The following is a 15909-nucleotide window of genomic DNA, read 5'->3' on the forward strand; positions in this document are numbered from 1 at the left end:
GTGGGTTGAGCATTTCCTTAAGCAGTTTGGGGTAAGTGTGGCACTTGCTTGTGAGGTTGCAGGACTAAATCGAAGTGTCTATTACTACACGCACAAGCGGCCACCAGATGATGAGGTAATCGATGCGTTGCTATTGCTTGTAGAGCGTCACCCTCGCTGGGGTTTGCCTAAGTTGTTTAAACGGCTGCGGCATCAGGGCAAAACATGGAACAAGAAGCGTGTTGAACGAGTTTACAATATGCTAAAGCTCAACTTGAGGCGAAAAGGAAAGCGCCGTGTTCAGACACGCAGCCCAGAGCCATTGAGTACGCCGGAAAAGCACAATGATTCTTGGTCTATGGATTTCATGAGCGATGCTTTAAGCTTTGGACATCGCTTCAGAACATTAAATATTATCGATGATTATAATCGACAAGCACTGGCCATCGAAGTAGATACCAGTTTGACCACAGAGCGAGTTATCAGAACGCTTGAACGAGTGATTGCCTGGCGAGGAAAGCCGTCGCAAATAAGGGTTGATAATGGACCTGAATTTACATCCAGCTTGTTGGAAAGTTGGGCTCAGAACAAAAATATAAAGTTAGAGTTTATTCAGCCAGGTAGTCCTTATCAGAATGGATTTGTGGAGCGTTTTAATCGCAGTTATCGAGAAGAAGTATTAGATTTATATCTGTTCGATTCACTACAACAAGTACGCGAAATCACAGATGAATGGTTAGAAATTTACAATTATGAAAGGCCTCACGATGCGCTGGAAGACATGACTCCAGTTGGCTATCTTGAGGCTGCATAATTCTACTAATGAGCTGTACTAGGTTGGGTGGAGTTACAATAAAGCACATCTGGTGCCTGCGCAACACGTTTTCCCTTTTGTCAGAGGAAATAAAAACGATAAAAATGATTGCCTTGCCATTTATGAAGCAAGCCAGCGGCCTTACATTCGCTTTGTGCCTGTGAAATCAGAATCACAGCAAGCCGTATTATTACTGCATCGGATGAGAGAAAGGTTAATTAAGGCGCGTACCGCATGCCTAAATCAGACCCGAAGTTTTCTGCTTGAATTTGGCATTGAAACACCTAAAAGTTATCGCGCTTTTTACAGTCACATTCAGACCTTACTCGCCCAACAACTGCAACCGGTCATCTTGTTGCTTATACACGAAACTTGCGCCGAGCTGAAAGCCTTTGAACGCCAGTTAAAATAACTCGATTCTCTGTTCCGAGACACGAACCAACGTAGTCAGGCTGCTGAAATCATGCAATCCCTGCCAGGTGTCGGCCCAATCATCGCGTCTGCTTTTAGTGCCAGCATAGATAAAGGCCTGGCATTTAACAGTGCCAAAGAGTTCGGTGTCTGGTTAGGGCTCACACCCAGACAATATGCTTCCGCCGATAAAAGCGTTCTGAGCCATATCACCAAGCGAGGGGACAGATACCTGCGCAAGCAATTAATCCACGACGCTCGTACTATGGTCACACACGCACATAAAAAAGACGATGATTTAAATCGCTGGGTCAGCGCTTTACGAGAGCGAATTGGTATAATTAAAACCATTGTGACCACTGCCCACCGGCTGGCCAGGCTGATGTGGATATTACTACAGAAAAATGAACAGTATCTGCCGCAATATACACAATCGGGGGCGACACAATGCATCAAGGGTTAGGTTGTCAGGTGAGCTCGGCAAAGACAAGGGTCATTGAACCTGTGTGGGTGTTGTGAGCCACTGACAACCGCTTATCTGTTTGCCAAAGTACGATGAAAAAAAGGTCCAACCCTGCCTGCGCAAAACCCGACGAAGGCACTGTCGTTACAGACCGAGTGGGTGTATTAACTTTAGGGTGTGCAGGCTCGGAACTCATTAGGGGCGCTGAACAATCAGTTAAGCCCGGATATATGTCAGAGCAACACATTTATAGCGGACTGGACCAAGCATCAGGCGTGGCAACACGGGTAACATAACGAACGGGATAACGAAAACTCGCTAACCCGCAGGCCTACTCGGCTTGACATCGATGGAGCGTCCATATATGTCTTTGGTTTTTCACTGGAGCCTTGCCAGAAACAAAACGGCCGACACAGGGGGGAAATTGAAAAGTTACTGGTACATCCGGCTTATCAGCGTCAGGGCATAGCTCAGGCATTGATACAACGTCTTGAAGCCTATGCCAGCCAGGCCGGCATTTCATTGCTAGTGCTGGATACGCAAAGTGGTGACAAATCAGAGCGGTTTTATCAGGCAACCGGATTTACCAAAAGTGGACAAATCCCACACTTCGTCAGTGATGAACAAGGTGCCCTGTATGCTACCAGCTATTATTTTAAAAGACTTTCAATTAGCTAAATCAATAAAGGGGATTTAGTCCTTTTTCGGTGGTGGTGGGGGAAACAAAGACACTTCCCTTTTATATCGATAGGCGCCATTCGTGCTATTGATAATACTCAAAACAGGGTCAATGCAACCCAAGTATTCAACAATAAACTTAGCGCCAGGCTGCAGCCTGGAGCGACAACCGGCATCAAACTTACCTTCTACCTCATAGTGCCTGCCATCTTCCAGTTTATCGTTATCCATATCAGTCAGGTTATAAAGTAAAATTGCTTCCAGCACCCGACCACTTCTCGCGGCGTCTTCACCATAAAACATAAAAACAGGGTTTCTGCGTTGTGATCTCAACAGTAACCCCTTAACCTTAATTAACTTTCCATCGTAACGTTCAGGGTCGACAATGACTTTAAGCAAAGACACCCTACTGGATTCAGACAGTGCCGAAAATGATGCTAAAAAGCATGTAATACAAAAACCTAACTTTACCAATAAGGACATTTTCGTGCTCCTGTAATTGCTGTTGTTTGGCTACAAAACTCAGAACAATCATGGGTAGGCATAGACATTGCCAAAACTTATCATTTTAGAGACGCAAACCTTCATACTGGCGATGGCCATAAAACGCATACCCACTTTCGAATTCAATAGGCGGGACGCCACTTGTAAGCTTTGGAAACCACAATCGTAGCGCTGAAAATAACATAAACCTGGAGGCAGGACCAAAACTCCCCGTTACCACACAGGTTCTCAGCCTGTGACACAAATGCAGCGTGACTAACGCATCACTCTGATATAAAAAATGCCCCTGTAAACAGGGGCATTTTTAAATAGATGCAAAATAAAGAGACCGGCTCACTCTACACTTTGAGTATGAGCCTATAATTCTTGTATTCAACACTAAATGTTAAGTATCACTGCTGAGTTTGTCACTTAAACCAATAAGCTTACTTTTGAAAGCAAACATATATATGCCCACCCCTAGTAACATTGGGATATGGTACTCATAAAAAATACTAAATGAGCATATTACCAATGCTAAGAGGTAGTTAGCCGTAAGTGCCAACTTTAAGGTGCAGTCCTCCAAAATCAATACCCTTAACCTTTTCCAAACTGCCAGTACAACAATTCCGACCAATAAGAATAAATAGGTTTCGATAGCGGCTTTTGTAGCCGCTATCAAAGGTAAAAAGAACAGACACGCCAAAGCAATAGCAGAAGCGATTGTCCGGCCATCATTCTCCGGGAGGCTTTTCGACATAATTTGTCATACCCTGAATAACGCCTGTGCCATGCACTCCATTAACTACACCAATATTGTCCATTGTCTGACCTAATGGTTTATATATATACTGGTATGATTTGCCTACAGGGCCTAACAGCATACCGATTGCATTTTGGGTATTAGGCACTAAGCCATACGCGATAAATGACAAGAATGTCGAACTTAACATAGCCGTCATAGTCCCGGGAGCACCTACAACCAGTGCAGCGACGCCAACAGCAGAAGCCCATTCTTCATTGGTTGTTTCGTTGTAACTCTTCATATCTTCACCAGTTTGTGAAGGCAGATAACTCTCCGAGAAACTTGCAGGTTTTGAAAGTGGGTCTACCCAGTAATACTTGCCATCCTTACCCATCCTGCTAACAAACCCTTCTGCTTTATAACCCAAAGGACGTTCCCGGCTTCCATATTTAACCGCACTTCCTCCTTCAGCGTTGTACCACCACTGCATGGCTGAGGTGACCGCGCCATTAGCGAACTTACCACCCGTGAGTTCAGAGACCGTACCTCCGACGAGCCCAGCAATGATAGTCCGGGTGTAGGCATTGCCAAAGTTCGTGGTCTTAGGATTCATAAACCCTTTCATACTCGCCGACACCATCGAGCTGACAAAACCATGACCAAATTTACCTCCTTGCAGAACTGACGTGATCCCGCCAACCATGGCATGGGAAGCCACATTGGCCAAAGAAGTGAGCCCTCCCGTCTCAAATGGCAGGGCAGTACCTATCACTTCAGAAACGCCAATTGTCACGCTGGAGATAACATATGCCTTCAGTGCTGCACCGAAACTGCCCGTTACCGCATAGGTTTTCAGTCCCTGATATAACGGCAATGCCCAGGGCGCATACATCCCCAATGCAATACTGACCGCCGCATCCAGAATTGGGATCTTCGCAATGGCTTTAAGTAATGAGCTCAGTCCCGTGATCTTCATTAACTTCTTCAGGAAGTAACCGCTCGGGTCGTTGTAAGTCAATGGGTTATTCAGCACATAGCTGTAACGGTTATGGCTTTGCGTTAAATCCGGAAACTGAACAAACGGATCCGCCTGTAAGAATCGACCCAGATTAGCATCGTAGATACGCCCGTTCATATGTATGACCTCGAGCTGGTCTACCTGCTCGTGCCCGGTAAAGGCGCGCATCTGTGTCAGTGGTAACAGGCTGCTGCCCATTTCAGAGGCCGCATACACCCGCTGCTGTTTACCCCAGGGGTCGTAAATGTACTGTGCAATCGCACTGCCGCTGTCATTGGTCACCAGTACGGTTGAGCCCAGCATATCGCTGTGTGCAACCTGAGTTTTTTGTGCCTGACCCTCAACCTGACTGATAACCACACCACCGGCATACCAGCGATGCTCAATTTGCGATGGCAAAGTACTGCCACTGCTGTCTTTACCCCCAGTCTGCTTGATCAGCTCATAGACCTTATCAACGTAGTACACCTGTTTTGTTTGTGAACTGCCATTCACCAGTTGTACGTCTTTACGGTAATAGCGGTTACCCGCCTCATCATAGCGGAATTCAGTATAGGTATTACTGTCTTTGGTGATTTTATAAGGCTTATCAAACTGGGTGTAGTAAAAACGGCGCTGACCATCGTTAACAATGTTGCCATGGCTGTCATACGACATACTGTAGCTGCGCTTACCACTTGCCCCGGAAACAGACGTCAGCTGATACGGGTTATTGGTATTCGTATAGTGGTAAGTCCCGACATTGGTATTGGTTTTGATATTGCCATATGCATCATAGCTATAGGTTTGATTCGCCAGGCGCAATGACACACCATAACGGGTGCTGGCATGGCTTACCGTACGAGTTTCCAGGCGCTGCAGGCCGTTATTTTCATAGCCAAATGACTCGGTAAATTTGAACGAATCGTTACCCACGCCAGGCTCATAATACTGACTGATACGATGACGCGTTGTGCCACGGATATCATGCTTATAATTCACCGTATACAGCGTCTGAGTAGCATTTGAAATAGAAATTGAGTCAATAAAGGCACTGTCTTTTTCAAACGACTGGGTCCGGGATACCCCGCCAGCAAACGTCTGCTGCGTCACCCGTCCCTGTGCATCAACACGCTCAATTTTGCTCAACAACTTATTCGTGGCGGCATCATAGTTACTGCGCAACTGACCATTTGTGTAATACGACTTCACAAACATGCCATTTGGCAGCGCCACCTGACTAACCTGACCCAGGCTGTTATAGCTGGAAACAGACTTAAACTCACCACCGGCATTTTTAGTCACACTGCTTTCAGGACGACCTAAATCATCAAAAGTGTAATGCTTGCTGATGCTTGCCGTATTATTGGCAATTAAGTTTTCGCAGCTTGCCGCTGAGCCTGTCACACGGAACTGATAAGCATCTGTCAGTTTACCTATGTTACGCGCAGATTTGCTGTTGCCATACACATTACAGCTGACCAAGGAACGACCAGATACGGTTTTATCCAGCTGAACGGTGCGTGATACCTGACCCAATTTATTATAGAAGGTCTCTTTTGTTTCAGAGCGGCCGTTCACCTCTTTCACAACCTCTCCGAAGCCGTTGTAATACAGCTGCCAGGTTCCTCGGCTGGGATCATCTACCTTAATTTTTCTGCCATAACGGTCGTAGTGCGTTGTGGTTACAGTGTTTTTGAACTGTCCTGAGCTACTATTATAAACCGCATTGGTTGTGCTCACTGCGTTACCTAACGCGTTGTAGTTAAATTTAACACGGTTCACAATATCCGGATTAGAGCCCGTATAAGGATCTGTCTTATACAATGTACGGCCCTGCACATCCTGCATTTCATCGCGTTTGTAACTGGTTGCGCTGTAGTTATCATTACTGCCACCCACATCCGTGGTACGGGTTAAATGACCCAGATACTGAACGCTTGTCACTTTGCCACTGGGTAGCGTCGTTTTTTCCAGACGATTGTAGCTGTCAAAATCAAAACGCGTCGTGTACTTAGTCTCTCCCAATTTATAAGGCAATGTCTTAGTGATCGGGTTGTTGTGCTTATCGTAGGTGATATCCTCGTACGCCACACTCCCATCGACCAGTGCTTTGGTATTGCGCACATTGCGGCCATATATATCAAACACCTGATACTGCGCAGCCACACCTGGCTGAGTGGATTTAGTATAGTAGCGTCCGTTCACTGATGAGCACAGCGAGCTGCTGCCACACGATAAGGTTTCACTCTTCTGATAATTACCATCCGCAAAGTGAATCTCTACCACTTCTCCCCACTGGTTCAGAAGCTGTGTTTTTGACAAGCCATTGGGGCTGGTTTCCGTCACAGAAACAATGCGCCCATCCGGGTTGCTCACACCATTATATAAAAACGTGACTGCCTGGTTTAGCGCATTCGTCTTTCTGACAATCAGCTCACCCGTACTATCATACTGAGTATAAGTAGAACGCGTCTCTGAGCCCGCGGTGACATCAGTTTGCTTCACATTACCAAACGCATCGTAATGCAGTGTTTTAGTGTACTTGTTACTGGCATCACAGTGATTCACATCATTGCGGCTAGTCACGCTGCCAGAGCATTCTGGGGCAACCGTTTCGCTTTTCAGCATCAAGTTATCGTAGTAAGTAAACTCGGTTTTACGGGTCAGATTGGAATAAGCCAGACCCTGCTTAGCATATTGCAGCTGTCTCACCGAGCTTGACTTTAAGCGCCCATGTCTCAGATAGTCCGCACCCGTATAATAGGCGTTAGTTGAACTGGTGATGTGCGCCACAGTCCAGCTATCCTGGCCACTGCCCGTTGGCATATAGGTCGCCGTCGTATTGCTGGTCAGGTTACCCCACTTGTCAGTCAGTCCAGAGTCATAGCTGTTGGTGACCATAATCCGCTTGATGGGACGACGGGTGCCATCAGAGCCTACCTGCCAGCCTTTTTCATCACTGTGGCGAAGATAAACGAATAATGACCCCAGCTTATCGGTATGCTGATTCCAGGTAGAGGTTGCATGCGTGATCAGATGACCGCCAGCATAAGACTTAGTGAACTGAGGCTTGCCTGTCAGTGGCCAGCTCTGATGATAGCGCGTCGTCGTTTTGATGTTCGTTTGCGGATCGGTAGTTTCTATTTCATAGAAACCCTGAGGCCCTCGACCCAGTTTATCAATCTTAAACCCTGAGTATTTGTATTTAACACCCACTTGCTGTGCCGATGAGCCACTGCCATTAGAATCCGAATAGACACTACTCACCAGCCACATACCAAATTTTGGTGAGAAGAAGTTCGCATTCACCTTACCTAAGGTATTAAACGCCGGTAAATGGGTGTACACCGCGTCGTCTGATATCTTCTTATAGTTAATATCCGTTTCGACACCGAAACCCGTGGTGATTTTAGTCAGCTTATGTGAGGCAACACTGGCGCTCAGCATCGTATTGCGATAATGCGCAAAGGTTGCATTGGACGTTGCAGCAGTACTACTGCGCAACACATCAACCAGGCCATCACCATCTATGTCACCAATTTTAAGCGTATGACCAGTGCCTTTTAATTCACCACCCAGTTTGATTTCCGTGTAGCCAATACTGGTGGCGCTGGTTGTTTTCCCTGTCCAGACCGTCGCCTGCATCCCATCAGTGTAGGTCGTATCAACCCAGATATAGCCCGTGTCACAATTACGCCATGACGTGGTTGCCACTTCCTCTGCTAACGCAGGTACTTCAGGTTCAATACCATGGGGCTGGCCATCGCCTACCCAGCGGCAATACCCCTCACGATCTACTACTCGAGCATGATTAAGCGCGATAATATCAGCAATATTATCCTGGTTTACATCAGCAAAGTGAACGTTGCCCCGGTAACTCTCAGTGCCCATTTTTTCAGAGAGTATCGACAAACTTTTTGCCGATTGTAACGGTGCTGCCGCATTGCCTGTACCCAGGCGATACTGCCAGCCACTGTTTTTAGCAAATACCAGATCAGACAGGCCATCACCATTTAAGTCTGCAAACCGAATGTCTTCCACACCACTGAAGTCATAGTCAAACTTACTATACTCATCCGTGCCTTTACTCAGCAGCAGCTTATATTTATATGCCGCACGAGAACCTGGACACCCAGCCTGACTGTGCATAGGGCCATAGCTGGTTTTCAGTCTGACAATAAAGTCGGACACACCATCTGCGTTAATATCCGCACTTTTGGTGAATTTACGCTCTATTGAATAAGACGAGTTACACCCCTGGCTACTCCTATCTGGAGAAAAGTCTGCAGTGCTAAACTCATAGAAATAATCAAGTGCGCCGTAGTCCCGGCCCAGGGCGTTATTGGATTCTATGTTCTTACGATAGGCCAGCTTTCTGCCATAGCTGGATAACCAGTCAGACAAGCCATCACCGTCAATATCGACGAACATAGTAGAACTTGAATACCCAGGCGCCAGTGCCACAGCCGAGCTAAACGAGAGTCGTTCAACATACTCATTTGGATAACAAATCCCTCTGCCTTGCAATTGCGTAGCGCTCAGGCTGGCTGGCTGAGAAAACGCTTCGGTACGTACGCTATCTGCTGACTGTACTTGCTCTAAATAATCAGCATGCATCAGATCTGCACCGTAAGGCTGCACACCATCATCACAGATCATATCCGACACCGTTTGCGTAGCAGGCTGATAGGCCTTTGCATACCACTTGGTTGTCGAGCCCGACGTTTGTGCATAGATGATATCGGTATAACCGTCACCGTTCACATCCGTCAGTTTAAAATCATTAACCGACTTCAGGTTTGAGGTGATCACATCTGTATCATGACCTGCGATCTTAACGCTCAGTACTTTGCCCGTACTATTGGTATATAAGAAGTCCGAGCGACCATCGCCGTTAAAATCCGTCAGTAAGGTCGTTGTTCTTATTCCTGAAGTTTGGTTTGCAGCGACAGCAAACCCAACATCGCTGGTGTCTTTTTTATAATCAAACGTAAGTGCGTACTTACATGACTTATCAGCACTGATTGAGGTACATTCCTGAATGCTGTCAATATAGTCATGCTTACTACCATCACCATTGATATTGTAATAACGGTATGCCTCACCGCCGCGTGTAACCTCAATTCCCGAGATGCGTTTTACATTCGCCACCTTACCCCCATAGGCGTAACCATATTGGCGGGTATTACGGTCAGTGTAATCAAAGTTAACTTTTACTTTTCCATAAGCAATATAGTTCAACAGGTGGTAGCCAAGGCTCGTATTGGTGGTGTAGTGATAGGTAATTTTATTGCCGAAAATATCACTGACTTGTTTCAGCGCCCAGGTGTGTGCCCCTTTCGCTGAACTGCCAGCCGGTTTGACAAACGCATCACTGTCACTGCTTAACGATGTATCACCGTAATATTTTGTATCGCCATCTTTGGATTCAACCACAAAACCTTTGGGCCCGGTGTTGCTGCTATCTGTACCGATTGCTTTAATGGTCATAAAGTTAGACAGCTCAGTGCGATAGGTGCTGTTTGCCGCACCATAAGTGCCACTGACCAGGATCAGACGATTACCATCTAAACAATATCCGTCGCTCTTTTGCATTCTGACCGCTTGTTGCTTACCGTCTGTTGCAATGTTTTTTGTACATCGGGTAATGGCAGAAGCAGCTGCGACATTCCATCCATACCCGGCATTACCGACGCCCGCAGCAGAGCTATAAGAGATAGAAACCGACGGCTTGATGCCACCAGGGCCCTTAGGTAAAGCCACAGGTATTGAGTAGGTTGCCTGACCCGTCTCATCAACCCTAAAGTTGCCCGCCGTGGTATCTATTTTGCTGGCTGGCTCTACTGCACCTTGCCCGGTATACAAGAAAGTGCCATTTGCCGAAGCCAGGAAAACTTCTGAGCCTGACTTCACATCCAGCCGGCCATCACCATTGACATCAGTAAGTTGATAATTATTAGCTAAATTGGTACCCGACGGCAGCTTAAGTGCACGGATCGCGCCCGACTTAGTGCCAATCGAAATGAGACTCGCATCATGATGAGAAGACGCATCGGTGAAAAGGACATAATCTCTGGTACCGTCACCATCTATGTCTTGCCAGAGCAGGCGCTCTGTTAGCGAGGCGCTAAGCTGAAGCTGAGATTCTATGGCTCTAAACTGTGATTCAGAGAGTATTTCACGGGTCCACTGACCGTTACTGTATCTCAGTTTGAGTAACCCCATTGTGGGGTAGACGTATAAAGGCACGTCTATTTCACCGGCAATTAAGACAAACTGCTTAGGCGACTGAATATAGATATTTCCCGAGCTATCCTCATAGACACTGGGCGACTGTGCAACACTCGCCTGTGCCAGTGAGGAAAACAGAAATAACAAGCTTATTATTTGTATTATTGTTTTCATATTTTCAAAATCCCTGACTGATTTTATTTACCTTAAAGAAACAAAAGACAATCTCTCTGAACAAAATTCAGACGGTGATTATACCTAAAGCAGAAAAATGAACAAATGATTAATAATGAATTAAATTTCACGAACAGAAAGACATGACAAATAACAAATGAACAATATAAATATTTACTTTGCCCAACGGACAAACGTGTCGGTAACAAAACAGCCTATTCACCAGGCAATCGTTACTCGCGCCAGGACCTGTTCAGCCCTCACAGAAGCCATGTTAGTTACAGAGTGACTGAAGCAGTTCCGCACCACAAAAACCTTCCCACTGGCAACCTATAGCTTGAGCGCCACAACAAAATGTTTCATCAATATTTCATCGCTGTACGCGCTCAAATCAGATAGTACCATCAGCTTTTCTCCGTCTTTGGCTATCAGGTAACTGTTCCCAAAGATATCGATCATGGCACCATTCAAAAGCACGACTCGCTCTCGGCATTCGCCCTGCTTAATTTGCGGGTATATATCACGTTGCCAGTCTGGCCTTTTTAGTAACTCCAGTTTGTCGGTACGTTGCTTTAATACATCAGCGACATTGATCAGTTGGCACAAGGCGATGATGCGTTTGTCATGAAGTGCTTCTTGCTTCCAATAATTGAACAACAACGAAAAGCTCAGAATCGACAGAGCCAGACACATCAAGCAACACCAGAAGCACACTGTACGCATTCATTTTATCCCGTTATTATCTCATTTATTATGTTGCTCGCTTCCATCGGCTATCTCTTTAAGCTATTTCCCACCAGCTAAATCAATAAAGGTACCTGTCGCATAGCTTGCCTGATCACTGAGCAACCAGGCGATGGCACTGGCCACCTCTTCGGGTTTACCACCTCGTTGCAGTGGCAAGTATGAAGCCAGCCTGTCGACTCTGCCTGGTTCACCACCATCGGCATGAATATCGGTATAGATACATCCCGGACGGACACAATTCACACGGATCCCGTCTGACGCGAGCTCCAGAGATAAGCCGCGCGTGAAGCTGTCAATGGCGCCTTTGGCTGCCGCATAGTCTACATACTCATTTGCGGCTCCAAGATAGGAAGCCACCGATGACACATTCACGATGGCACACATGTCCGCCTGATGATATGCACGGATCTGCTTAAGCACCTCTCTGGCGCAGATAAAGTAGGGCGTTACATTGGTGCACAACATCTGATTAATGCGTTCAGCTGTCATGTCTTCCACGCGCATTTGAGTAGCCAGCACTCCGGCATTATTGACCAGATGTGAGATAGGCCCCAATTGTGATTTGATGTCTTCGCACAGCTGAACCACCTGCGCCTCTTCGCAGATATCAGCGGCAAAGCTATCCGCAATGCCCCCTTGTGCGCGGATCTGCGCAACCACCTGTTCAGCAGCCGCATGGTTAGATTTATAATTAACGGCTACCTGATAACCCTGTCCGGCAAGCAACTTGGCGCTAGCCGCACCGATCCCTCGGCTGCCTCCCGTGATTAAAACGACTTTTTTCATTGTTGTTATTTCCCATATAAAAAGGGGTGCTCTGCACCCCTTTAGATTCATTTTTAACGGTCTGGACAACTGTCCAGGCTCAGCTAATGCAGCCGTTATCGGCCAAATTCAGTTGGCGCTGGCGGCACAGTAAGTGGCGTCTTCGGATTTGCTTTCATTTCTTTTAGCAGCTCCTCAACAGCGCGCTCTACTGACGGATCTTTACCTGCATGGATCAGTTCCGGACGATCAATGACTTCGATATCCGGACTCACGCCCACATCTTCAATGATCCAGTTACCCTCATTGTCCAGAATACGGAAAGTCGCAGCAATTACCTGACCACCGTCAACCAAGCGAGGATTACCCGAAATACCGATCAGACCGCCCCAGGTACGAGTACCAATGAGTTTACCTAATCCCGCCTGACGGAAGTAGTAAGGTAACGCGTCCCCGCCCGAACTTGAATAGCCATTGATCAACATGGCTTTCGGTCCATCATGGGCAAATTGCGGCGTTTTAGTTGGCTCAACACCACGGCGTTTCCAATAGTTCAATGGTTTGCGAGCCAGCCAGGTGATCATATGCTCAGGTATAAAGCCACCGCCATTGTAACGGTCGTCAATGATCAGGGCATCTTTGGTTGTCTGCGGCATAAAGTGCTTAAACATCGCACGGTTACCTTCAAACAAAGTATTTGGCAAATGAACGTAACCGATACGGCCGCCTGACAGTTTATCGACATATGCCATGCGAGAATGAACCCACTCAAGGTAACGCAGGCCACCTTCACTGGCACTTGGCTTCACTGTTACCTGCCAGGCCCCATCCAGGCTTGGTGTGTTATTAAGACGCAGCTCAACCTGAGTCCCCTGAGTATTTTCCAGCAGCTCATAGAAATTACTCACCGAGTTAACCGAGCGACCATTCACCGATACAATGTAATCGCCCACACTGGCGTTCACACCCGGCTCATCTAGCGGCGAGCGGAACTCTTCATGCCAGTTCTCACCCTGATAGATTTTTTCAATGCGCACAAAACCTGAATTGTGGGCACTGATCTGAGCCCCTAATAAACCGTGCTTTTTGCGCTTGGCTTTCGGCTCGTCACCAGACTGAACATAAATGTGACCCGCATTGATTTCACCAGCAATTTCGCTCAGAACATAATCCAGGTCATTGCGATGTGCGACGGCATCAGCCATTGGCTGATAACGCTTCAAAATGGCATCCCAATCCTGACCATGGTGATTTTCATCATAGAACCAGTCTCTGAGCGTCCGCCAGCCTTCGACATACATTTGTTGCCATTCAACTTTCGGATCGATCTTGAGCATCATGTTGCTCAGGTCAAGTTGTGTCGCTTTCAGATCTTGCTTAGCTTTGGGCTTTATCACACTGTATTTACCGCCTGCACGGACAATCAGATGCTCACCACCAGCAGCCAGCTTGTAGGCCTGTACGCCCTTAGCAACCGTTTGCACTTTGCCATCTTGCTTGTTGGGGATCAGCTTTAGTGTGCCTTCAGACAGTGTCAATACGCCGTCCTTCACACCATTCAGGTCGCCATAACTACCTGCTTTCGCCGGTAGTGCGACCACCCGTGACATAAAGCCCTCAACCTGCAGCTGGTTATCTGCTTTGCTGTCGTCGGCCTTCTCGTCTTTTTCTTCACTGACGATTGCCGCTTCATCACTGTTAAACGCACTCAGTGAAGCAACCTGGTCGTTCACCGCAACAGCATACAAACGGGTTGCGTTGTTATACAAATAAGCAAATTCATACGAGCTGAAAGTCAAATTGAAATCGCGCTCTGACGTGAAATACAGGTATTGGCCATCCGGTGAGAATGCGGGGTTCTGCTCATTAGTCATGTCATCTGTAAGACGACTGAGCTTTTTACTCTGCGTGTTGTAATGCCACAGCGATGCATACCGGTTGGCATTGTTTTTCACAAAGATCAGATCTTCGCTGTTGGGAGACCAGGTATATTGTGTGATGCCATCGTCATCAAATTTACCGGTATCAATTTTATGCAGCTCACCCGATTTAGCGTCCAGCCACCACATAGTGTGGTTCTTGTCAGCAAACAATAGCTTTGAACTATCAGCAGACCAGATAGGGTCAAATCGCCAGATAGTGCCGTTGCTGGTGAGTTGTGTGACTTCGTTATTGTTGGCGCGATCTTTTAGATAGATCTCATATTCGCCCGAAACATCACTCATGTAAGCGATATAACGGCCATTCGGTGACCAGCTGGCTGAAATTTCACGACCCTTGTCCGTCATACTCAAGTTACGAGTCGTGCCCTGCTCTACTGGCACTGAAAAAACTTCACCACGTGCAGTAAATAAGGCACGCTTACCGTCATGAGACACATCCATTGAATCAATGAATTTGCTGACATTTTTGGTATAAGGCATGGCGTACTTACGCACCCCTGGCACATTAATAGTCAGCTTTTCAGTGGCTTTGGTTGCCTCATCAAAACGATACAGGTAACCGCCATTTTCATACACGATGGCATCAGGTCCAGCTGAGGGCCACAGCACATCATAGTCACTGTGGTTAGTCATTTTAACTGGCGCTTTCCCTTTCCGGTGCTTGTATAAGTTCAGCGTATAATCGCGATCAGAAACAAAGTAAATACTGTCATTCACCCAGGTTGGCTGCTGATCGGTTGCTCTATGATCTGTAAGCTGCTCAGAGGTGTTGTTTTCTAAATCATACACCCAGACATCCTGCGCACGACCGCCTCGGCTGCGTTTCCAGGTTCTGAATTCACGATCTATCGGTGTATAAACAAACTGTTTACCATCGGGTGACAGCATACCACCACCACTTTCAGGGATTGCCAGTGGCTGCTCCAGGCCACCATCCGCCGGGATCATGAAAGGGCGACCCATACGTTTACCCCAGGGAGTACGATTGGCACGGAATACAATATGTTTGCCGTCCGGTGTCCAGTCAAAAACCCGGTAGTCAAAACCGCCGCGCGGTGGCATTGGGCCTACATCATTGTAATACGTCAGCTGCTTCAGGTTAGAACCATCCGCGTCAATCACATAAATTTGTCGGCTACCATTGTATTCGGCAGCAAAGGCGATGCGTTTGCCATCGGGAGAGAATTTGGGAAACGTCTCAAAGCCAACATGGTCTGTCAGGCGAGTGCTGTTACCCGATTTCGTGTCGGCAATATAGATATCGCCACCATATACGAAGGTAACCTTGTTCTGATGAATATCAGGAAAGCGCAGTAAACGCGTGTCCTCTGTTTGGTAAGCAGCGGCCAGCGGTGCTGCCACAGCCGCAATGGCGGCAACTAGGTGCTTGAGTTTCATAAGCCTCACAAGTTAGTTTTGTTATTTTATCTCATTTATAATAACAACTCTGTTCCTAATTACAGCTAACTTGCGGTC

Annotated in this window: 8 protein-coding genes and 2 pseudogenes; 4 read left to right on the forward strand and 6 right to left on the reverse strand. The window is 46.9% G+C overall.

The window, feature by feature from the left end:
* The 4 genes and pseudogenes from IY568_RS00005 to IY568_RS00020 form a co-directional block, all read left to right on the forward strand.
* The coding region (locus IY568_RS00005) for an IS3 family transposase (protein ID WP_194866463.1) at positions 1–793 on the forward strand (793 nt) is incomplete at its 5' end.
* A 49-nt stretch (positions 794–842) separates the two neighbouring features.
* Positions 843–1074: pseudogene (locus IY568_RS25415) on the forward strand (IS110 family transposase); the annotation flags it as partial.
* 185 nt (positions 1075–1259) lie between these two features.
* Positions 1260–1667: pseudogene (locus IY568_RS00015) on the forward strand (transposase); the annotation flags it as partial.
* A 381-nt stretch (positions 1668–2048) separates the two neighbouring features.
* Positions 2049–2345, forward strand: a complete 297-nt coding sequence (locus IY568_RS00020) for a GNAT family N-acetyltransferase (RefSeq protein ID WP_228553070.1) — start codon at positions 2049–2051, stop codon at positions 2343–2345.
* Positions 2346–2360: 15 nt separating this feature from the next.
* On the opposite strand, the gene IY568_RS00025 is transcribed toward IY568_RS00020, so the two are convergent.
* The 6 genes from IY568_RS00025 to IY568_RS00050 form a co-directional block, all read right to left on the reverse strand.
* Positions 2361–2828, reverse strand: a complete 468-nt coding sequence (locus IY568_RS00025; RefSeq protein WP_194866466.1) for a hypothetical protein — start codon at positions 2826–2828, stop codon at positions 2361–2363.
* A 406-nt stretch (positions 2829–3234) separates the two neighbouring features.
* Positions 3235–3588: a hypothetical protein gene (locus IY568_RS00030; RefSeq protein ID WP_194866467.1), complete on the reverse strand. Its 354-nt coding sequence runs from the start codon at positions 3586–3588 to the stop codon at positions 3235–3237.
* A complete protein-coding gene (locus IY568_RS00035; RefSeq protein WP_194866468.1) occupies positions 3563–10978 on the reverse strand; it encodes an FG-GAP-like repeat-containing protein in 7416 nt (2471 codons plus the stop codon). Before IY568_RS00035 ends, IY568_RS00030 begins: the two co-directional genes overlap by 26 nt.
* A gap of 330 nt (positions 10979–11308) precedes the next feature.
* Positions 11309–11701, reverse strand: coding sequence for a hypothetical protein (locus IY568_RS00040; protein ID WP_194866469.1), 393 nt, complete (start codon positions 11699–11701; stop codon positions 11309–11311).
* Between the two features lie 63 nt (positions 11702–11764).
* Entirely contained in the window at positions 11765–12511 is a 747-nt protein-coding gene (locus IY568_RS00045; RefSeq protein ID WP_194866470.1) for an SDR family oxidoreductase, read from the reverse strand.
* A gap of 95 nt (positions 12512–12606) precedes the next feature.
* Positions 12607–15831, reverse strand: a complete 3225-nt coding sequence (locus IY568_RS00050; protein ID WP_194866471.1) for a S41 family peptidase — start codon at positions 15829–15831, stop codon at positions 12607–12609.
* Positions 15832–15909: the final 78 nt, after the last annotated feature.

The organism is Pseudoalteromonas sp. PPB1, assembly GCF_015356275.1.
Lineage (GTDB): Bacteria > Pseudomonadota > Gammaproteobacteria > Enterobacterales > Alteromonadaceae > Pseudoalteromonas > Pseudoalteromonas rubra_D.